This window comes from Desulfopila sp. IMCC35006, assembly GCF_005116645.1.
Classification (GTDB): domain Bacteria; phylum Desulfobacterota; class Desulfobulbia; order Desulfobulbales; family Desulfocapsaceae; genus Desulforhopalus_A.
This window is the reverse complement of the sequence record NZ_SWCM01000006.1, coordinates 78,731-98,605: the sequence shown is the minus strand read 5'-3', so window position 1 is coordinate 98,605 and position 19,875 is coordinate 78,731. Positions and strand designations below refer to the sequence as shown.

Below are 19,875 nucleotides of genomic sequence, written 5' to 3'. Positions count from 1 at the left end.
TAATCGGTGATTATTCGGTCGCCGTCGTTTGTGGTATCAAGGTTTCCGGATCAAATACTCCGAGAATAGAGGTGAACGCTATATCACCCATTTTGGTTATTAGGGTCCCTCCATACTCTCCCTGCAGATCGACTCCTGTAACTTCTGATCTCTGCAGGGGGGCTGTCGCAACACTATTGCCGGTTGTATCCTTTGCCTCGATCACTATTTTATAGTCCCCGACAGGGGCTTTGCTGCCGTTGGCAAGCTTTCCGTCCCAGGTAATAAAATGATTGCCGGCGGCAAATTCTGTCCCTTGAATTCTGGCCAGGGTCACTCCGTTCTGCTGCAGAGACATTGTTACGTTTGCGGCCTTACTATCCAGTTGATAGCCGAGTTCCACCGCATCCCCTGTGAAGGTGAAATCCTTGCTGCTGTACGCCACGTTCTTGCCGATGGTGGTGAGGGTGGAAAACCGATCGGAGTTGGCGTTGGATGTGACGAGATTGTTCATGCTGGTATTGAGCGAGGTTAGCTGTTCCAGTGAACTGAACTGGGCCAGCTGCGCAGTAAATGCCGTCGGGTCGTCGGGGCTGAGCGGATCCTGGTTCTGCAGCTGGGCGACCAGCAGCTTTAAAAAATCATCCTTGCCCATGACCGACTCTTTGCTGCTGCTCGCAGTACTTTTGCCCGTTGCAGTAGTAGTGGTCTGGTTTAATGCATCAATATAACTACTCATCTTGCCACTCCTAGATTTTCACATTGACCCCGGTGCTCATCGCCGGGGCAGCAAAGACATTATTGGCCAGGGTGAATATCGGCTCATCTTCCCGGCGTCCTTTCCGGGTTTTTGGGGCGTAATCATTCTGGCCGAACAGCTGTCCATCAAACAGATTAAAATCGTTCACCGAATCGGATTCAGCCGTGACTGATATCTCATCGACAGTAAAGCCCTGATTCTCTAGGATAGATTTCAATTTAGTCATATTTTTTTCGAGAATTTCTGAGGTGTGTTGACTTTGTGCGACGACATTTGCCCGGATGGACCCCTCCTTAACGGTTAAATCGATTTTCAAGGAGCCGAGTTCCACCGGATGGAGTTTCAGGTTGATTCGGGAATCCATATTTCTGCCGGACAGCTGCAGTCTGTTACTTAATTGCTGCATGATTTCAGATTCTTGCACGGGAACTCCGGATGGCAGGAAGGTCGTGCCGGCAGTTGTGCCTGCTGACGGTGTTGTTGGCGGTGTTGCTGCCGGTTGGCTTGTGGTGACCATCTGTGAGAAAGTATTGCTCTGTTCCGTGCCACTCGAGAGACCACTTACCTGTCCGGTTTGCGGTCCCGTTCCCATCCCCTGTTGCGGCAGGTCGTCGCCTCGCCGTTGTTCCTGTGGATTTTGACTGGCATCGCCAGGGGTTTTCGTAGCTGTTTTCGGATTAAAGTATTGCTGCTGACTGTCCTGCCTTATTCCGCTTAACTGCTCGCCCGGTCTCGCTGTGGCTTTCTCGGCCCCATCTGCATTCGCCATGAATAAATCGTTGACTGCAGCGGCCGATGACCCGGTTGTGGTCGACACAAGAACCGGTGAGGGGTTTTCTGGAGGTTCCGGCAGTAAAATCCCATTGATATTGTTGCGTATCGAGTCAACAGGAGTGGTGCCTGCAGCCTTGGTGATGGATACCGTGCCTGCTTCATCGGCCTGATCGATAATGCGCTGCAGCTGGTCGATGAAAAGGTTCGGATCCTTTGTCGCAGTTGGTTGTATGCGCTTGTCGATTATCGGTTCAGGGAGTACCGGCGTGAGCGCTGCCGGCATCGCCTTTGTTTCAGGGATTGCCGGCGCGGGCACAGCCGGAATTGCGGTTGACGGTATGGCATTGTCGATTTTTGGTTCGGCGGATTCCGATGTCTGCTGGGTCAGCATGGTCTTTTGCAGAACAGTTTCTGTGGAATGGGCGCTGGGGGTATCCTGGAGCCGATGCGCGGATGGTTCAAGCTGCTGCGGTTGTGAGAAAACTGTCGTGGAAAATTCTTCTTCTGGTGGTTCGGCATCAAAGACAGGGCCCGCCAACTGCTCGGGAGTTGCCTCGGTTCCATCCGGATTATTTACAGTGTTTGCCGTTGGTGTATCATCTGGCAAATCGCTGGTTCCCTGAGATGTAGGCGAGGGACTGGGGTATTGAGAAGAAGTTTTCTTGTCAGTCTTTGCAGAGGCTGTGGTGCGGCTTTCGTCTCGGTTTGCCTGCTGCTGTTTTTTGGTATTGGATACCGCTTTGTCGAGGTGGGGAGAAAACCCGTTTTGCTCTTTTTTGCCGGGTGTGCCAGCTGTTCGGGTCTGTGGAGGACCCTTGGGAGTTGCTGGCTGGATGATGGCAGTTTGGGGCATAATGTTTCACTCAAGTTGTAGGGTGGTAAAAGTTGTGCTGATTTCAGTTGTTTTCAGTTTGGATGTCTGGTCCAGAATTTTTGCCGCGGCCTTAACTTTCATGCTGGCCAGCAGATCGGCCGCCAACCTCTGGTCTAACCCGGTAATGGCGAGGGCGGCTTTGTCAGGCGACATTTTCTGGTAAATATTAGCCAGATCCTGAATTCGCTTTTTCTCTTTTGCTGATTTGTCCGCAAGAACCGAGTCAATTTTCTTTTGCAGCTCTCGGAGCTCAGCAAGTTTTGCATCCATTTCAGTGAGTTTCTTATCGACTCCCTCCTCGAGGGTCTTTAGCTCCTTTTTACGCATGGAGATATCTTCGCGTTCTCTTCTGATACTTGCCCGTTCCTGCAAGATGGTGGCAGCAAGTCGTCTTTCCTCAACGGAATCGTAATTCTTGGCTGCATCTGCAGCAGGCGCAGGCGCAGTGTCCGCGGCCTGGATAGTTTGTGGCAGAAGGGTGAAAAAGAAAAACAGGAAGGTCAGGTGGAGGTAAGATTTCATAGTGAGTGTGTGGGCCAGGGTTTTGAAAAGAAGTTTATGTATCAATTTAAAAACGTTAGAAAAGGTCGGGCTCGTGTCGGGTCGTGGCGATCTCGTCGAGCATTGCCGCTTCCTGCTTATTTAAATAAGCGTGCCAGGCCTTGTTCTGCGTCTCTTTCAAGCGCTCCAGAATCTGGTGTTCTTTACTGCGGAGCAGCAGGTTTTGTTGTTCTTTTTCAACGAGCTGTTTTTTCTCGGCCAGATTTTTTTTTATCGCCTGTATATTCTGTCTCTGGGCTGCAATTCTTTCTTCATGTCTGATCAGCTCGGTTATGCCGATTCCTTCCTGCTGTAATTGTGCTGATTCGGCGATGAAAAGCGTTAAAGCATGTGATGCATCGTCTAATTTTGTTTCTATGATGCTGAGCGTTTTTTTTGCTTCGAGATAACGATGCTGCGCAATATCTTCCAACCGCTTCCGGTGATTCAGTACAGTTTGCAGGCTAAACGGTTTCATCATGGTGCCAGGGCAATTCAGGGTTCACATGTCAAGCGCGCGAAATTCCAAATGGTTTCGGCGAACGAAATCTCACGGCAATGCTGCAAGCATTGCCGCGAGGAAACGGCGGCGCAATTTGATCGCACTACTCGTTGTTTCTATCGGTTTGGCGGCGGTTCTTTTTTAAGGGCTCTTCATCCTTGCGATCCGTGAGTACGCTGCCTAAACGTTCAATGGTATCTTTTAAGGTCGTTGTTTCCGAGTAATTTTGTCGCAGAAAAGTATTAATGGCATCAATCTTACTGAGTGCATAATCGATTTTCGGATTGGAGCCTTTCGCGTAGGCCCCTATATTGATGAGGTCTTCCGCCTCGGCGTAACTGGCCAGGACCTCTCTGGCTTTGCCGGCCAGTTCCAGATGTCTGGGAAAGGTGATATCGCGCATCACCCGGCTGGCCGAGTTCAGGATGTCGATTGCCGGGAAATGATTTTTAGCAGCTATGGCCCGAGAGAGGACGATGTGGCCATCGAGAATGGACCGGACCGAATCGGCAACAGGCTCGGTCATGTCATCCCCATCGACAAGTACCGTATATAAGCCGGTTATCGATCCCTTGCCTTGAAACCGGCCGGCCCGCTCCAGCAGTTTCGGCAGGGTGGCAAAAACGGAAGGGGTATAGCCTTTGGTTGTCGGCGGTTCGCCGATGGCCAGGCCGATTTCCCGCATCGCCATGGCAAAACGGGTGACGGAATCCATCATCAGCAGGACATTTTTCCCCTTACTGCAGAAATATTCGGCAATGGCGGTGGCAACAAATGCGCCGCGCATGCGCAGAAGCGGCGGCTGGTCGGATGTTACGACGACGATAACCGATCTGGCCAATCCCTCTTTGCCCAGATCCCGTTCGATAAATTCCCGCACCTCCCGCCCCCGCTCGCCAATGAGGGCAATGACGTTGATATCGGCTTTCGCAAATTTAGACATCATGCCAAGCAGGACGCTTTTGCCGATACCGGAACCGGCCATGATGCCCATCCGCTGGCCCATACCGCAGGTGATAAGACCGTTGATTGCCCGTACCCCGAGATCGAGGGTCTCGCTGATGTTTTGTCTCTCCATCGGCCCCGGAGGCATGGAGTAGAGATCTTTTTCTTCGGTAAGGACAGGGGACGGGAGACCGTCCTGGGGCACTTCCATGGCGTCGATGACCCGGCCGAGAAGACTCTGGCCTACCTGGATGGTGGCACTGTTGCGGATGACCCTGATGAGGCTGCCCGGGCCAAGTCCGCGCAGATCGCCAAGCGGCATGAGCAGGGCTTTGCCATCTTTAAAACCGACAATCTCGGCCGATATGGTGTGCTCGCCGTCAACGGTTGTCAGCTCACAGAGCGACCCTATACTGGAATGAGGGCAATATCCCTCAATGACCAGACCGACGATTCTGGTGATTTTTCCCCATATCTTGATAACGTTGAGGCTGCGTATCCGGGTGTGATCAAATGGCATGGGGCGATTGTTATCCAGTGCACTCATTGAAAGGTTTTTTTAATCTCTTCTCGGATCACATCCAGCTGGCTGAGGATCGTCGCATCGATGGTACAGTTTTCGGACTCAATCCTTGCGCCACCGCGTTCCACTCTGATATCTTTTTTGAGAACAATTTTATTGAGCCCGGTCAGTCCGGCGATAATCTCTGCGGAGTTGTCTGCTACGGTCTGGTAATCTTCCGGATGAATGTAGATAGTGAATTCATCCGATTTAACCGCGCGCTGCAAGGCTTCTTCAATGGTGGCGATAATGGTTGTATCCTGTTCACGGACAGAGATACGAAGAATTCTTTCAGCTATTGCCAGCGCAAACTTCTGCAGCTCTTCACTGCTGTTGCCGATAATTGTCTCGCGAATGGTGTCAAGTTGTTGACAGGTGTTCAACAGAGTTCTTGTGGCGGCGCCAAAATCTTGTTCGGAATTCGCGATGCCATCCTGGAGCCCCTTCTGGTACGCCTCTTCAATTCTGGCTTCGGCGACTGCAATTTCCAGGTAGTTGCTTAAGTCGATAACCGGTGCAGCCTCGGGCAGGTTTTCCAGCCCGCTATTGCGTTCTTTCTTGCCGATTGCCGAATCGGCAGCATCAGGGGGGGCGACGTTGGCGGATGGTTTTATCGATGCCGGTTTGGTCTCTTTTGGCGAGACTGCAGCGACAGGTACCTGCTGGGTCTGGAAAGGCAGTTCTGCTTGGGTCGGCAATGACTGCCAGCCCGATGAAGCTTGACTCTTTTCCGCACGTTTCACCAGCTCTTCAGGCTGAAAGGAAGGGGAGTTCTTGTAGTATTTAGACAAGCTCATCACCACCTCCGGAACCAAGTACCAGTTTGCCTTCTTCTTCCAGTTTCAAGGCTATTTTGACAATTGCCTGCTGCATGAGTTCCACTTCAGAAAGCCGCACCGGTCCCATGGCATCGAGATCGTCGCGAATCATATCCGCTGCGCGGGATGACATATTGGCAAATATTTTTTCCTTCATCTGTTCGGATGCGGTCTTTAATGCCAAAGTCAAAGAGTCATTATTGACTTCGCGCAGAATCATCTGCAGTGATCGGCCATCGAGTGCAATAAGGTTTTCGAAGGTGAACATCTTCTTGCGGATCTCTTCAGCCATTTCCGGATCTGTCTGTTCCATGTCTTCAAGGATATCGGCATCGAGATTATTCTTCATGTGGTTGAGGATACCGACCACGGCATCTATTCCGCCTACTTTTTTATGCGTCTTTCCGGACACCAGGCCTATTTCGCGATGGAGTGCATCTTCGATTCTGCTCAGCACCACCGGAGAAACTTTCTCGATCTTGGAGATACGATAGGCCACATCGGCCCGGATCGACTCCGGTAAATGGGTCAGGATTTCCGCGGCGTGTTCGATATGCTGGGTGGACAGAATAAGGGCGACTGTCTGGGGATGCTCCTGTTCCAGGAGTCCGGCAACCATCAGGGGAGCCATCAGGGCAATTGTTTCCAGGGACTTTGTCTCCATTCCCGACAGAAACTGGTCCATGAGAAATTTTGACCTTTGTTCGCCCGATGTGGCGGCGATGGCATTTTTGGCAAAACTGTTGCCTTTGACAAAAAGACCGGCGAAGAGATTCTGTGATTCTCGAAAGCTGTTGAATACTTTCTCTTTTATGTTCATGGGGATATGGTCGATTGACGCCATAGCCCGGGTGACTTGTCGGATCTCGTCGTCGGAAAGCTCCTCAAAAATCTTCGCGGTGGCTTCTTCGCCAAGACATATCAGCAAAACGGCAACTCTATTAACTCCGGTAAGTGTTTCAATAGCCATGAGGTATCAGCCTTCCTGGATCCAGTTCTTCAAGATAAAGGCTGTCGGCACCTGATTTTGCTGTACTTCTCTACGCAGGGCGGTAATGGCATCATCGACCGGCGGTGGTGGCTCGACAGGTTCCCTTTCCAGCAGCCGGCGCTGTTCCATCTCAAGCTGCTTGACTGTTTTGTTGTGCTGTTGTACTTCGCTTTTCATATTTTTGATGATTGGACGAACCAGGAGGAAATAGACGAGAAGCATGCCCAGGCCGATCATCGCATATTTTATCAGGGGCATATATTTATAGAGCAGGTCTGCCGGAGCCTGTTCGCTCTCCATTGAAGCCTTCTGGGTATCGACAAACGGCATTGACAGTACGTTGATAACATCACCCCGCTGAGGCATCAGGCCAATGGCTGAGGCAACCATGTTCTCGATTGACTTGAGTTCTTCGGCGGTGCGTGGCGTGGCCGATTCAACCTTGCCGTCGGCATCGACTTTCACTTTATCAGCAACGAGCACCGATACCGACAGAGCGGTAACATTGCCAACCGGGTTGACAACCTTGCTTATGGTTTTGCTGATTTCATAATTGGTCGTCCGGGTGTTTTTGTTTGTCGGGGAAGCCGTTGCACTCTGGCCTGAACCAGCCGCGTTACCCTGCAGATTGGACTGCACGCCGGGTACGCCTCCCGTTGTCGCTGCACCACTGGACTCTGCACTGACCTGCTCGCTCCTGATGACCGGATCGTCGCCATCAAAGGACTCCTGGGTCTTTTCCACCTTGGAAAAATCCAGGGTAGCCGAGACCCGCACCATGGCATTGTCTGCCCCCATGGTTTTGTCCAGCAGATCCTGGGCCCTAATTTCCATGCGATGTTCAACTTCCTGCTGAAACGCCAGCATATCAGCGGAGAGCATTTCGTTTTCGGGAGCTTTTTTCTGTCCTTTGAGGACAACACCGTTGGAATCGATTATTTTGACATTGTCGGGTTCGAGGCCGGTGACGGATCCGGCCACCAGGTTGATGATGCCCTGGACCTGCTCCTGGTCAAGATTTTGACCTGTGACAAGGGTCACTATTACCGAGGCGGTGCCGTCTTTTTGCTGATTTTTAAAAAGCCTTTTTTCAGGCAGCGCGAGATGTACCCGGGTGGACTCGACAGGTGCGAGCGAGCTGATTGTTCGTGCCAGTTCTCCCTGTAATGCCCGGGTGTAATTGACTTTCTGCACATAATCGGTGAGGGCGAAATTCTGTTTGTCGAAGATTTCAAAGCCGACATCGCCGCCCGTTGGTAAACCGTTGGCGGCGAGGTCGAGACGGGTCTGGTAGATCCGGTCGGCAGGAACCCAGATATCCTTTCCCCCGTTTTTAAGGCTGTAGTCTATCTTCTGGTTTTTCAGCCAGGCTGTAACCGACGAGGCATCCTGCAGAGCAAGGTTGGCATAGAGAAGTTGCTGATCTGCGGTCCGTGCCTGAATGATGAGAAAAGCAAAGAGCACCATTGAAATGAGCAGCACTGCCCCGGTTGAAATTTTTTTGGACAACGGCCATTCCTGGACGAGACCAAAAACGTTTTTTTTCTGAGGCCGTATGATATCCGGGGGATTTGACTGTGGTGAAGTCGCAATACCCATCTCTTGCTTTTCCATTTCTACCCTGTCTCTTATTGATGAACTTGTAAAAACCTCACCCCGGCAAACCGTAACCGCGCCGGGCTCAGTACCTTGCCGGGTATCTGCTTGCAAAACGGCAGGAACAAAATCTGCAAGGTATTGACACCCACTGGAGGTATAAGTGCCTTGGCGGTGAATCTAAGCTTCTGATTTTAAATGTATCTCAGGATTTCTTGTTATGTGGCCCAGCTTTCAAGGTGTGAGACTCTTACGTCAGGAAGGCTTCGCCCCATCAGATCTGCATGCGCATGATTTCTTCGTAGGCTGAAAGAGCCTTGTTGCGCATCTGCACGAGCATCCGCAGTGAAATATCCGCCTCTTCCGCAGCAATCATAACCTCATGCAGATGATTCGCATCACCGCTCTCAAGCTTCTGAACTGCCTGATCGCCGGCTACCTGGCTGTCATTTACTTTGGTCAGCATAGATGACAGCATATCGCCAAAGCCGGTGGCATTTTTGGTCACCGTACCGGTTTCGTCAATCTTGGGCGGCAAAAGGCTGATGCTTCTCGGACCGTCTATCGTATTCATGATCTGTTATCTCCCGATGTCCAGTGCTTTCATCGCCATTCTCTTGGCCATTTTTATACTGGTTACGTTGGCCTGATACGAGCGGGTGGCGGACATCATGTCGACCATTTCTTCCAGCACGCTGATATTCGGCATTTCAACATAGCCATCCTCTTTTGCATCAGGATGGGAAGGATTGTAGACCTTTCTCGGCGCCGAGGTGTCTTCGGTAATCTTTGTCACGCTTACGCCCTGTGCGCCACCTCTGATTCCTTCAAGTTGTTCTTGAAAACTGAGCGGGGTGGATTGGAAGACAACCGATTTCTTTTTGTATGGTCCGCCTTCGGGAGTTGAGGTGGTCTCGACATTGGCCAGATTGGAGCTGATAGTATTCAAGCGTGTTGTCTGGGCCTGGAGGGCTGAACCGCTGATCCGAAAGGTGTTTAAAATATCCATCTGAAATTCCTCGTAAAAATGAGTGAGAATTGTGTAAATAGTCCAAGCGTCAAATAGCTGATTAAAAACTTCATATCGAAGGCGTAGGATTTGAATTTAGCCATTTATTGTCCTCCGGAGATGACATGTTTGAGCAGGCTCATTTTCTTTTTCAGAAGAAGCGCCGTTGTTTCGTACAGCAGCTCATTTTCCGACAGAGCGAGCATTTCCTGATCGACGCTCACCCCGTTTTCGTCACCAATACCGGTCTGGTCCTTTTCGGTAATTATCTTGCCGGCGACGGAATTGAAGTTGCTCGGACCAATAGAAAGGTGTTTTTCGTTTGAGGTTGCGAGCTTGAGGCCGCCGTTCCCGCCGCTTTTTAACGCACTGGCCAGGTCTTCTTCAAAATCAAAGCGCGAGGCAGCGTAGCCTGGTGTCTCGGCGTTGGCGATATTGCCAGAAATGACCTGGGCTTTTTGCGCCCGAAGATCCAATACCTTGCTGAGAAGCTGCATATTGGTATCAAAAGGTTTGAAAGGATCCATTTTTCTCCTAGATGACGTTGCTGCTAGTTGCGGGTTGCTGTTTTAGCGAATTGCAATTCCCGTACCGCAAATTGTTTCCAGAGACTATTTTTATCTGTTTCGACCAGTTTTCGAAAGAAACTTAGCGCTTTTTCTTCGTTTTTCTGTTCCCGGGCAAGTTCCGCCAGCCGGTAGAGCGTCTGTCCGTAAAAATCGCTCTGGTTGGAAACACCCATAAAGGCTGATTCGGCTTCTGCAAATTTTCCTGTTTTGAAGAGGCTTTCGGCATACATGAATTGTTCCCTGTCGGACAGGGGTTTTTTCAGTTTCTCCAGTTTCCTCGCGGCCTGCGCACATTTTTCATAATTATCGGTGCGAAAGAACAGGGTTACCGCAAGTTCGTAATCACTCCTCTTGTCCGGAAGCGGGGTCGGAAGAAGCTGGAGCGCATCACTGAGCCGTTCATCGGCTACTAATGCCTTGAGTCGATAGAAAAGCACCTCTTCGGCATGCCGGCCATCGGGGTATGTATAAGTGTATTGTGCGGCATAATCCTCCACCAGGGGGAAATCGCCGTGATTATACGTCGCCTGCAGCAAAGGGGGAAAAATATCCTCTTTCTGATCTATGGGGCTTACGCCGATGAGGTAAAGATAGAGCTTTTGTGCTTCGTCATAAATACCTATCTGACTGTAGGCCTCAGCAATATCGAACAGAAAGGTGCTGTCAATCCAGTGATTCTGAAATAAATCCTTGTTTTGCTTTGCTAAAACCAGAGCTTTGAGATACTCGCCTTTATCGACCAGACGTTTTATTTCGGCCGGCAGGAGGTCAATAAGGAGAGCCTGTGCCGATATTCTGACATCCCCTGTCAAAAATTCTCTGAGAAATTGCTGGAGAAGCTGAATTGACATGACCGCATCCCCCATTATAGCATGGGTAAGGGCTTGTTTGAACAGCGCTTCCTCCCGAATAGGGCGGGAATTGGCTTCACTGGCAATCGCCCGGTAATTTTCTATGGCCTGCAAGCCCCAGGTCTTGTTCTGTAGAAATAACAGGTCATTTCTTTTCATCGCTGCTCGAAAACCAGCCGGCGTATGCGCATAGGTGTCAGCCACCTCGCTGAACTGGTCAATGATGGACTTTTTGTCTCCCTCCGTCATTTTGAGCCTGGCCATGTTTTTTCGATAATCGACCAGACCTTTTATGGATGCATCGACAACCAGTGGAGACAGCGTCTCGTAGCACTCGGCGGCCTCCGGTAATTTGTTCCGGTCGTAGTAAAGACTGCAGACGTTGGCAAGAGACGAGGGAAGGGTCTGCAGCACCGCAGATTCACCGATGAGCTGGTAGGCCGCCTGGGCCTTTACCGGCTGATGTATGACGAACCAGTAATCGGCCTGACGAATTTGAACTGTTTCCGCGATTGGCTGTGGGTAGGCGATATTGTCTTTTAAGAGAAGCTGATTGAGTCTCGGGTAATTGGCGGTCGCAAGTGCCGTTTCGATCTGTGAGAGCAGAAAATAAGGGGCCAGCGGCAAATTCTTGTTGATCGAAGGTTCGAGTAACCGATACTCGTTATCGGCAACATAGGGGTCTTCATAGACGGCACGCAGGTGGGCCAGAAGATATTCCGCGTAGGTACCCAGGATTTCGTCATGATATTGATCTTTCAGGAGGTAGAGCTGCCGGTAGGCGTCGGCAAAGCTGCCGTTTCTGCTGAGAGCTTCCCCATAGGTAAGTGTAAGCAGCTTCTTGGTTTCAAGATCCGTGGTTGTCGCAATTGTTGCCAATAATTTCTGACCCAGCTCCCCCCAGAGATTTTGTCTGGCAAGTTCGATCATCTCCGGGCGGAGTACCCGCAGATTGTTTTGTCCCCCGGGAGGGAGCAGGGCTATAAGAGGAAAGGGCGGGCTGCTGAATTTGACCGGCACGTCGAGCGTGACTGGCGATTCGTATAGGGCAAAAAAAGACATCCAGTTTGCGGCGTACGGGGAAATCAGCTTGGGATTGGTGCTGTTGGCCGCGGTTCTTTCCAGGACGGTCAGCCCTTTGAGCCGGTCGGCAAGGTTCTGGTAGGATTTGCTGTATTCATTGCCCAGCAGCACTTCGAATACCAGTTTGCCGTCGGGGCTTTTGGTTAATTTATGGTGTTGTGGCCGGTAGCGAAAGAATAAAGATACTACAAAACGATCCTTTTCCGGCCGTGGCAAAATTTTGACAATATCGCTGTCGGGTTCACCAAGAGAGACGGAAGGCCCGCGAGTGGTCTGGGCAAGTTCTATGTCGATGCGTCTATCGCTCTGGAAGGTGGTGAACTCGGGAGCCGTATCAAAGGTGAAGTAGAACTGGACAATGTCTTTACTCTCCGTTCTCGAGACCCTGAGAAGTTCGGATGCCTGGGCGCTACATTGCAGCATGCAGAAAAAAAGCAGTATGGAAGAAAGAGTTCGTTTCATGAGATCTCCAATAGCAAAAAATATTCCATTTTGGAGGTTTTGTTCTGAGTCTATTGGTACCCGTCTCTTGACGGGGTGAGGACAATTGACTGTCGGGGGTGTCAATAAACTGTCAAAAAAATAACTCTCTGTGGGTGGGAGAAAAGAAGGCTGCCACATCAAAAAAGGCCAGGAGCTGGTTTTTTTCCGCAAGATATTTGATTTCTTCAAACACTTCCTGATACTATCATTGGAACGTTGATTTGGAATGATCTATGCAAGAGGTGTTTTGCCTGATCAGAAGTAGGGCGACTGAATCATAATTAATTGCGAAATTCCATATAGGAGAACAAGATGGGAAAAAATGTACTGTTAGTAGACGATTCGAGCACCATGCGGAAAATTATCGGACGCTCGCTCCGGCAGGCCGGGATTGACTTTGATAATATTTTTGAGGCAGCCGATGGTCTGGAAGCTCTGGACGTGCTCGAAAACGAGCATGTTGATATTGTCTTGAGCGATATCAACATGCCCAATATGGATGGTATTGCCTTTTTGCGGGAGAAAGCCGCTCGACCGGCAATGCAGAACATCCCGGTGCTGATGATTTCGACCGAGACCGGTGATGACATCATCGGGGAGGCAAAATCGCTTGGTGCGCTTGGCGCGATTAAGAAGCCCTTTACTCCGGATAAAGTGAATGAGGTACTTGGACCTCTACTGTAAATCACATTTATATAAAGGAGTGGAGCGTGGATATAAGTGACAAGATAATCGAGTCTGCGAAAGAAATATTTGCCACAATGGTGATGATGGAGATTACGGTAAACGGTCACTTTCGGGAAGACTCGATTCCCTTGACCGACTCTATCTCAGGCGTCATTGGTCTGGCCGGCACCTACAAGGGGGTTTTGGCAGTACACATGCCCAGTAAGGTAGCAATGGCTGTCACCGGCAGTTTCCTTGGTATGGAAATTAACGAGATGAACGCAGATGTTGAGGATGCAGTTGGCGAACTGGCCAATATGCTTGGTGGTAATGTTAAATCGATTCTGTCGGATAACGGGAGGGACATCGATTTGTCACTGCCGTCAACGATCATTGGCAAACAGTATGATTTTCAGCCGACCAGAGAGGCCGAAAGAGTGATCATACCGTTCGCCTGCCCGGCTGGAGAGTTTGCGATAGATCTGCAGTTGGAAAAATAGCTGTTGATGTCGTAGTAAAAAAATCAATTCGGATTTTAAGATTTCAATACAAGAGCCAAAGGAAAAAGAAAAGACAGTATCAGCCTCCAGATCCTGTCTTTTTATTTGACCTCTTCCAGGAATAAAAATATGGCTGATATGTTTAATGTAGGGAATGAAATTATCACCGGCACCCGAGACGTGTTTGCCACCATGTTGATGGTCGATCTTGCATGTGACCACATTCTGGAGGATGCGAGTTGTGATATACAATCGAATCTCACCAGTATGATAGGGTTGGGTGGTGGACTCCGTGGTTTATTGGCTATTCATTGTCCCGCCTCGGTAGCGAAAAATATTACCGGCACATTTCTTGGCATGGATGTTGACGAGTTAAATGATGATGTAAAAGATGCAATTGGTGAAATTGCCAATATGGTCGCAGGAAATCTTAAGGTCTCCTATGCCCGGATAGATACCAATATTGAGTTGGCAATTCCAACGTCGATTGTTGGAGAATCGTTTCATGTCAGTGGCATTGCTGATGCCAGGAGAATAATAGTTCCCTTTCAGATGGCGGATGACACCTTCTGGGTAGAACTCATGTATGTCGCGAATAAATGATACACGCTTTGGTAAATTCAGCGCTTTGTCCTGCCGATAAGAACATCAGGCGTACATTGATGGCAGTATAACGAGACGATCTCTTCATTTCTCTAAGTTTTCATGAATCAGCAAAAACGAATAGACAAGGTACTTGATGCTGTTGAAACACGAATCCAGGCCGAGGTCGGCGCGCTGCTTGGCGCCGATTTCTCCCTCGGTGGCGGAGAGAGAAAATTAGTCAGCAAAGAAGAGGCGTTCGACAGCCTCCAGGGGAAGCAAATCTGCGCCCAAATGGATATCACCGGTGAAGTAACCGGAAAAAGTTGTTTGCTGATTGGCATAAAAGATGCCATTCTCCTGGGTGGCACCCTCATTATGCTGCCTGCGGCCGAGCTGAAAGAGGTGATAGGCCGGGAAGAATACAGCGATGAGATAGAGGACTCCTATGGTGAGATAGCCAATATTATTGCCGGTTCCTTCACGAAGGATTTTGAAGAGCTGTATCCAAAATCCTGCCGGTTTGTGCGTAAGGAGCAGGAAATTCTGCTCCCGGTAAAGGTCGATATTGACGCCGACACTCCGGTTGCAAACGGGACATATTATCAGTTTGTTTCCTCGATGGTTCTTGACGGGCATCAGATGGGCAATCTGGTCCTGTTGATGCCTGCCGCGACTTTTGAGCTGCAAGACGAGCGGAATAAAGAGCAGCCTTCGAAAGAAACGGTGGTTGCAAGGTCTGAGAGCAAACCTGTTGCCGGAGAAGATTCCCGGCAAGATACCCTGACTGAAACGGCTGTTGCAAAAAAGCCACCGGCCGTTGCAAAATTTGATGTGGTGAAACATCAGAAAAAGATCAACCGGCTGCTGGCCGAATGTCAGGCGAGGATAGAAAAAGAGGTTGCAATCCTGCTCGGAACAGACATTACCCTGAGCAATCTGGAAAACCGCATCCTTAAAAAAGAGGAGTTTTTCGAGGACCATGTTTCCGGGAGGCAGGTCCTGGCCGATATGGAGGTTGCCGGTGAGGGGGAAGTCAAAAGTTACCTCGCCATGAGTGTCAAGGATGCCATTCATCTTGGCGGTAAGCTCATCATGCTGCCGCCTGCCGAGCTTGAAAGTGTTGTCAGTGCCCAGGATTTTAGTGTCGATGCCCGTGATGCCTATGGTGAGATAGCCAACATTATATCGGGTGTCTATACGGCAGTATTTGAAGAACAGTACACTGAAAAGCTCAGGTTCATTCGCAAGGAACTACGCGATATCGAGCCCGCCAAAGTCGACGTCGCCTCAACTGAACCGATCCCGGACACGACCTACTACGTAAGCAGTGTATCCATCGCAGTTGACAAAAAGCAACTGGGCAGGGTGCATATGCTTTTCCCGGCGACGTTATTGCGTCTTGCCGACGAACAAGAAGAGACCGCCGTCCCGGAAAAAGAACAGCACCGGTCTGCAGAAAAAGAGAGCTTGCCGCCCGCCGAACAAACAGCAGGGCGGACTGCTGCCGTGAGCACTGCCGGGGGAAATTCTGCAGCCAGACCATCTCAGGCTGAAGCTAAAAAACAGCAGAAAATAATAGACAAAATCCTTGCCGCCTGTAGAGATCGCATGGCGGAAGAGGTCAGTGCGCTGCTTGGTACTGAGGTAACGTTGAGTAATCTGGAAAACCTCATCGTCGGCAAGGAGGAATTCTTCTTTGATGAAGTGACCGGAAAGCAGGTCATAGCCAACATGGATGTGACTGGTGAGCTTGAAGGAAAGAGCTATCTGTCGATTGGTCTTCGCGATGCCATCCGGATTGGCGGCACATTAATTATGCTTCCGAGTTCGGAGCTTGATTCGGTTGCCGCGGCCGAGGATTTCAATGAAGATACCCAGGATGCATTCGGGGAAATAGCCAACATCATAGCCGGCGTCTATACCGCAGGGTTTGAAGAAATGTATCCCCGAAAGGTTCGTTTTATAAAAACGGGCCTGCAACAGGTTGCACCCATGAAAGTGGACATTGCCGACGCGGAACCGTTCCCTGACCAGGACTACTATCTGAGCCGGATGGATCTTGCCCTGGGGACTCACGGTCTCGGTAAGATTCATCTGCTTTTTCCCGCTGATCTCCTGCAGCTCGATGGTCTGCGAGGGGGCAGTGACGGCGCTGACAATGAGGCGGGGGTATCCACGAGTGCGGCTGTCGGGGGCGGGGGGCCAGCCAGCGGCCAGGAGCCGGGGCGAGCAGCCGGGGGAGACAGCTCGGGACTGCTCGATATCTTAGTGGTTGGAGATGACGACGCGGAGGCAAGAAAAATTGCCGCGGTCCTTGGGGAATCAGGCTATGCCATCAAAATTCTGTCTTTTAAGGACAATCTGCACGGGTTTATTCCCGGTAAACTGAAGGCTATCTATCTGGTCATGCAGGAGGTGAATGAGCAGGCATTTGGCGTTGCCATCAAGATCAGCTCTGCCTGTTCGGTGCCCCTGATCGCCGCCGGGCCGGGGTGGACGAGAACGAAAGTGATTAAAGCGGTAAAATATGGGGTTCGGGATATATTGCTCACCCCCGCTTCACAGGAAGATATCAGAGAGAATATCAATAGTAATTTGCTGGAAATGGCTGCCTGATCAGTACCGCAGCCGGCAGGATTATTTTTCCCAATCCCCGTCGATATCTTTTTTCTTTATTTTCTCCAGCAGGGTCGTCCGTTTTAAGTTGAGCAGACGAGCCGCTTCTTTTTTGTTCCCTTCGGTGAATTTCAAGGCCTGGACAATGAGCTGGGTCTCAAAATCATTGATCAGCATATTAAAATCAACCGTGCCGGTGTCCCAGGCGACTTGCTGCAGAGCAGCCGGCTGGATTGGTTCAGAGTTTCCCTGTTCCAAGCTGGCATCCTGGGCGACGACGTTCTCAACTTCCGGCGGAATATCCACGCTGTGAAATTTCTCGGGGAGGTCGTGTAACTCAACCATCCTGCCGCTGTACAGAATAGTCATATGTTGAATGAGGTTCTCAAGCTCGCGCACATTTCCGCGCCATTCGTAATGGCAAATCGCCGCCAGGGCGCGGGGCGACATGGTGAACCGCTCTCTCCCCCGATTCTCGGCATGTTTGGCAAAAAAAGCATCGATCAGCAGTGGAATATCTTCCGGGCGCTCCCTGAGCGGGGGGATGTGCAGAGGCACGACGCTGAGGCGATAATAGAGATCCTCTCTGAATCGACCTTCACGGACCATCTGCTCAAGATCACAGTGTGTCGCGGCGAGGATGCGGGTGTTGACGGGGATTGATTTGAAGGCGCCGACCGGTTCGAACTCCTTCTCCTGAATCACCCGTAACAACTTAGCCTGCAGGGCAGATTTCATGTCGCCGATTTCATCGAGAAAGAGCGTTCCCTGGTCTGCATATTGGATTCGGCCCGGCTTGTTGGCGGTCGCCCCGGTAAAGGCACCCTTGGTATAGCCGAACAGCTCACTCTCCAGCAGATCGTCGGGTATGGCCGCACAGTTTACCGGCACAAAATTCTTGTCGCGTCTCTTACTCTGGGCGTGTATGGCTTTGGCAACCATCTCCTTGCCAGTTCCTGATTCCCCTCTGATCAGGACAGTTGAAATGTCATCATCGGCCACTCGGCGAATCAGATCGAAGAGCTGCCTGATGGATGGGCTTCCCCCTATCATGCCGTGAAACGGCTCATATTTGGGTTTATCCGGCTGAATTGTAGCCTTTTTTGCTTCCGGCAGCGTCTCGTAGGCCCTTTTTAATGCCAGAGAAGTCTCCACCGGGTCGATTGGTCGATGAATAAAATAAAATAAATCAAGATCAAGAACCTGTTTGATGAGTTGGGGCCGGCCGGCTGGAATAATCGGCACAATAACGGTATCAGGGTGTCTTTTTTTGAGCGAGGCGATATGGGTTAATGTCTCATCGGTTGTGCCGAAATGGATATCGATGACCAGGATAGCTACGGAATTATTTTGTAAAGAGGCATCAAGATCCTGCTCAGTCAACACCTGTTCGATGCTGCAGCTAAACTGCAGGTCGAGCATATTCGCAACGGCCGAGAGTCCGTCTGCCTGGTTGTCTGCAAAAAGTATTGTGGGTGTTGATGCCATGTGATTATGAAGGTAAACAACAATTGGTTGAGTATTTCGAACAGATCATCTCAGACAGAGGACTGCATAAGATCCGCGAGTTTACTGGAAGTTCTGCGCATATTCAGGCTAAGCAGCCGCGCAATCTTTTGCATTACTTTTACCCCCAGAGAAGGGTATTTCTCCGCTAATATTTCAAACCCCCTGTCGGTGAGCGTTACCATTGTCGTCGCCTGTTTGGCTATCACCGTGGCTGATCTCGGCGATTTATCGATCAGGGCCATTTCACCGATAGAGCTTCCTTTGGTCAAGCGGGTCAAAATGATATTTTCTCCGGTATCGGTTCTTTTCTGAATCTCCAGGAGACCGGTGACCACAAACCCCATAAAGGTTCCCTGGTCGCCTTCGACAAAGAGGTGTTCCCCGCGCTGCAGGTGTACGTAACTCATATGTTTGGCGAAAAGTGACAGTTCGTCGACATTGAAGCTTGAAAAAATTGGCAGATTTATCAGAAAAGATCTGGTTTCCTCTTCACTGTCGCTCATTTCTTTAGGTAATAACATATGTGTTTCTGCTTAACTAGAGTCTGTCCATCACTGGCAGTTCGTTTCTGGCGCTTTGTTGTTCTTGCCATGTACTTGTCGGAGATACGTGTGCATAGCAAAGCTCCGGCTGTAATTATATGTCTTCGGCCACATCTATCAAATGTCTTTGTTGGTTGCAGGATATCTTATCTCAGAAAAGATGATACCCTCGCATCCGTTTTCCTGGTATCAGCTGGCTTGAAGGGGGAGTCAGTCTATCGGTTGAGCCTTGGACATGGTCGCCTCCTTCGCCTGACATGTGTTCCCACCAGTTGAAGCATATCATATCAAAAGGAGAAAAAACAATAGTGTTTTCTAGCTGGTATCTCCTGTTGAACAAGAGTGGTATTGATTTCTTGGCAGGTTTGTCCGTATTGCGGGACGCTGTTTAGTACCCTCAAGGGGGGTGTTCGCTTCTTCATGGACGAATTGTTTGGAAAAACCATAAGAAAATTAGTTTGAAGTCACTAAACAACAGAAAATATCAATATCGCTTTTCCTATAGGGAGGATTTCGCTATGGTGAGACTTGCTCGTATTGCGGTGAATGTACCAGATTACAAGAATAATACCAGGTTTCAGGTTCATGATGAGAAAAACAGGCGTAATCGTAGCCGTCCTGCTGGCGGTCTCTGCTTGTCCCGCCTTTGCCGGTGAACCCTTTTGGGGCTCGGTTAAAAAAATCATTGATGGCGATTCGCTGCTGATTGTTTCCGGGAAAAGAACCATTGAGATTCGGCTTTACGGGATAGACAGCCCCGAATATAATCAGCCTTTTGCCGGTAAAGCAAAAAAACTGGTAAAAAGAAAAGTTTTCGGAAAAAGAATACTGGTTCGTCCGGTATATTATGATTCTTACCAACGGCTGGTAGCCGTCGTCGAATACAATGACCGGACGTTGAACAGTGAACTGGTCAACGCCGGTCTCGCCTGGGTGTATCCACAGTATTGCCGTAAAAAAATCTGCCGTTCCTGGCAGCAGCTTGAGGCTTCGGCAAAGGCGAACAGAAAAGGTTTGTGGAGTGCTGCTCGGCCAATTCCTCCGTGGCAGTGGCGGGAGCGACGGCACCATTGAGCCTGATGTTCGGAGCGTCGTCGGTAGCCGGGCGTTGCCGGTCTTCG

The 19,875-nt window shown here is 50.1% G+C and carries 19 protein-coding genes; 5 read left to right on the top strand and 14 right to left on the bottom strand.

Translation table 11 applies throughout. The annotated features are described in order from the left end of the window. Positions 1-10 precede the first annotated feature (10 nt). The 12 genes from FCL47_RS11880 to FCL47_RS11825 form a co-directional block, all read right to left on the bottom strand. Positions 11-718: a flagellar hook assembly protein FlgD gene (locus tag FCL47_RS11880; protein WP_136813733.1), complete on the bottom strand. Its 708-nt coding sequence runs from the start codon at positions 716-718 to the stop codon at positions 11-13. 10 nt (positions 719-728) lie between these two features. Continuing rightward, positions 729-2,366, bottom strand: coding sequence for a flagellar hook-length control protein FliK (locus FCL47_RS11875; protein WP_136813732.1), 1,638 nt, complete (start codon positions 2,364-2,366; stop codon positions 729-731). A gap of 6 nt (positions 2,367-2,372) precedes the next feature. Then, positions 2,373-2,909 carry a MotE family protein gene (locus tag FCL47_RS11870; protein ID WP_136813731.1) on the bottom strand — a complete coding sequence of 179 codons (537 nt, stop codon included), beginning with the start codon at positions 2,907-2,909 and terminating at the stop codon, positions 2,373-2,375. A gap of 55 nt (positions 2,910-2,964) precedes the next feature. Next, positions 2,965-3,408, bottom strand: a complete 444-nt coding sequence (gene fliJ / locus FCL47_RS11865; RefSeq protein ID WP_136813730.1) for a flagellar export protein FliJ — start codon at positions 3,406-3,408, stop codon at positions 2,965-2,967. Between the two features lie 124 nt (positions 3,409-3,532). Next, complete coding sequence (locus FCL47_RS11860; RefSeq protein WP_136813931.1) at positions 3,533-4,894, bottom strand: FliI/YscN family ATPase; 1,362 nt, start codon at positions 4,892-4,894, stop codon at positions 3,533-3,535. 23 nt (positions 4,895-4,917) lie between these two features. Then, entirely contained in the window at positions 4,918-5,733 is an 816-nt protein-coding gene (locus FCL47_RS11855) for a FliH/SctL family protein (RefSeq protein WP_136813729.1), read from the bottom strand. Next, positions 5,720-6,724: a flagellar motor switch protein FliG gene (gene fliG / locus FCL47_RS11850; protein ID WP_136813728.1), complete on the bottom strand. Its 1,005-nt coding sequence runs from the start codon at positions 6,722-6,724 to the stop codon at positions 5,720-5,722. The genes FCL47_RS11855 and fliG overlap by 14 nt, the downstream gene beginning before the upstream one ends. Positions 6,725-6,730: 6 nt before the next feature. Beyond that, the gene (fliF, locus tag FCL47_RS11845; RefSeq protein WP_240744217.1) at positions 6,731-8,359 is read right to left on the bottom strand and encodes a flagellar basal-body MS-ring/collar protein FliF; all 1,629 of its coding nucleotides are present in this window, start codon (positions 8,357-8,359) and stop codon (positions 6,731-6,733) included. 256 nt (positions 8,360-8,615) lie between these two features. After that, on the bottom strand, positions 8,616-8,915 hold the full coding sequence (gene fliE, locus FCL47_RS11840; protein WP_136813727.1) for a flagellar hook-basal body complex protein FliE: 300 nt from the start codon (positions 8,913-8,915) through the stop codon (positions 8,616-8,618). 6 nt (positions 8,916-8,921) lie between these two features. Next, a complete protein-coding gene (gene flgC / locus FCL47_RS11835; RefSeq protein WP_136813726.1) occupies positions 8,922-9,350 on the bottom strand; it encodes a flagellar basal body rod protein FlgC in 429 nt (142 codons plus the stop codon). A gap of 104 nt (positions 9,351-9,454) precedes the next feature. After that, on the bottom strand, positions 9,455-9,877 hold the full coding sequence (flgB, locus tag FCL47_RS11830; RefSeq protein ID WP_136813725.1) for a flagellar basal body rod protein FlgB: 423 nt from the start codon (positions 9,875-9,877) through the stop codon (positions 9,455-9,457). A gap of 23 nt (positions 9,878-9,900) precedes the next feature. Continuing rightward, positions 9,901-12,315 (bottom strand): tetratricopeptide repeat protein, encoded by a 2,415-nt coding sequence (locus FCL47_RS11825; RefSeq protein WP_136813724.1) that lies wholly within the window; start codon positions 12,313-12,315, stop codon positions 9,901-9,903. Between the two features lie 333 nt (positions 12,316-12,648). On the opposite strand from FCL47_RS11825, the gene FCL47_RS11820 reads away from it, so the two are divergent. The 4 genes from FCL47_RS11820 to FCL47_RS11805 all read left to right on the top strand — a co-directional run bounded on the left by FCL47_RS11820 (position 12,649) and on the right by FCL47_RS11805 (position 16,703). Continuing rightward, a complete protein-coding gene (locus FCL47_RS11820) occupies positions 12,649-13,020 on the top strand; it encodes a response regulator (RefSeq protein WP_136813723.1) in 372 nt (123 codons plus the stop codon). A gap of 26 nt (positions 13,021-13,046) precedes the next feature. Next, positions 13,047-13,502 carry a chemotaxis protein CheX gene (locus tag FCL47_RS11815; protein ID WP_240744216.1) on the top strand — a complete coding sequence of 152 codons (456 nt, stop codon included), beginning with the start codon at positions 13,047-13,049 and terminating at the stop codon, positions 13,500-13,502. A 129-nt stretch (positions 13,503-13,631) separates the two neighbouring features. Continuing rightward, positions 13,632-14,105, top strand: coding sequence for a chemotaxis protein CheX (locus FCL47_RS11810; protein ID WP_136813722.1), 474 nt, complete (start codon positions 13,632-13,634; stop codon positions 14,103-14,105). Positions 14,106-14,207: 102 nt separating this feature from the next. Then, positions 14,208-16,703, top strand: coding sequence for a chemotaxis protein CheX (locus tag FCL47_RS11805; RefSeq protein ID WP_136813721.1), 2,496 nt, complete (start codon positions 14,208-14,210; stop codon positions 16,701-16,703). A gap of 21 nt (positions 16,704-16,724) precedes the next feature. On the opposite strand, the gene FCL47_RS11800 is transcribed toward FCL47_RS11805, so the two are convergent. Together FCL47_RS11800 and FCL47_RS11795 are read right to left on the bottom strand one after the other, a co-directional pair. Further along, positions 16,725-18,191: a sigma-54-dependent Fis family transcriptional regulator gene (locus FCL47_RS11800; protein ID WP_136813720.1), complete on the bottom strand. Its 1,467-nt coding sequence runs from the start codon at positions 18,189-18,191 to the stop codon at positions 16,725-16,727. Positions 18,192-18,241: 50 nt separating this feature from the next. Beyond that, positions 18,242-18,733, bottom strand: a complete 492-nt coding sequence (locus FCL47_RS11795; protein ID WP_136813719.1) for a cyclic nucleotide-binding domain-containing protein — start codon at positions 18,731-18,733, stop codon at positions 18,242-18,244. 606 nt (positions 18,734-19,339) lie between these two features. Here FCL47_RS11795 and FCL47_RS11790 point away from each other — a divergent pair. After that, entirely contained in the window at positions 19,340-19,828 is a 489-nt protein-coding gene (locus FCL47_RS11790) for a thermonuclease family protein (protein ID WP_167496472.1), read from the top strand. Positions 19,829-19,875 lie beyond the last annotated feature (47 nt).

Bases quoted from the DNA above. Each gene is read 5' to 3' on its own strand.
- FCL47_RS11805 (WP_136813721.1), top strand. From the start codon at position 14,208: ATGAATCAGCAAAAACGAATAGACAAGGTACTTGATGCTGTTGAAACA.
- FCL47_RS11855 (WP_136813729.1), bottom strand. From the start codon at position 5,733: ATGAGCTTGTCTAAATACTACAAGAACTCCCCTTCCTTTCAGCCTGAA.
- FCL47_RS11810 (WP_136813722.1), top strand. From the start codon at position 13,632: ATGGCTGATATGTTTAATGTAGGGAATGAAATTATCACCGGCACCCGA.
- FCL47_RS11860 (WP_136813931.1), bottom strand. From the start codon at position 4,894: ATGCCATTTGATCACACCCGGATACGCAGCCTCAACGTTATCAAGATA.
- fliF (WP_240744217.1), bottom strand. From the start codon at position 8,359: ATGGAAAAGCAAGAGATGGGTATTGCGACTTCACCACAGTCAAATCCC.
- fliG (WP_136813728.1), bottom strand. From the start codon at position 6,724: ATGGCTATTGAAACACTTACCGGAGTTAATAGAGTTGCCGTTTTGCTG.
- FCL47_RS11800 (WP_136813720.1), bottom strand. From the start codon at position 18,191: ATGGCATCAACACCCACAATACTTTTTGCAGACAACCAGGCAGACGGA.
- FCL47_RS11820 (WP_136813723.1), top strand. From the start codon at position 12,649: ATGGGAAAAAATGTACTGTTAGTAGACGATTCGAGCACCATGCGGAAA.
- FCL47_RS11880 (WP_136813733.1), bottom strand. From the start codon at position 718: ATGAGTAGTTATATTGATGCATTAAACCAGACCACTACTACTGCAACG.
- FCL47_RS11825 (WP_136813724.1), bottom strand. From the start codon at position 12,315: ATGAAACGAACTCTTTCTTCCATACTGCTTTTTTTCTGCATGCTGCAA.
- FCL47_RS11795 (WP_136813719.1), bottom strand. From the start codon at position 18,733: ATGTTATTACCTAAAGAAATGAGCGACAGTGAAGAGGAAACCAGATCT.
- FCL47_RS11790 (WP_167496472.1), top strand. From the start codon at position 19,340: ATGATGAGAAAAACAGGCGTAATCGTAGCCGTCCTGCTGGCGGTCTCT.
- flgB (WP_136813725.1), bottom strand. From the start codon at position 9,877: ATGGATCCTTTCAAACCTTTTGATACCAATATGCAGCTTCTCAGCAAG.
- flgC (WP_136813726.1), bottom strand. From the start codon at position 9,350: ATGGATATTTTAAACACCTTTCGGATCAGCGGTTCAGCCCTCCAGGCC.
- FCL47_RS11875 (WP_136813732.1), bottom strand. From the start codon at position 2,366: ATGCCCCAAACTGCCATCATCCAGCCAGCAACTCCCAAGGGTCCTCCA.
- fliE (WP_136813727.1), bottom strand. From the start codon at position 8,915: ATGAATACGATAGACGGTCCGAGAAGCATCAGCCTTTTGCCGCCCAAG.
- fliJ (WP_136813730.1), bottom strand. From the start codon at position 3,408: ATGATGAAACCGTTTAGCCTGCAAACTGTACTGAATCACCGGAAGCGG.
- FCL47_RS11870 (WP_136813731.1), bottom strand. From the start codon at position 2,909: ATGAAATCTTACCTCCACCTGACCTTCCTGTTTTTCTTTTTCACCCTT.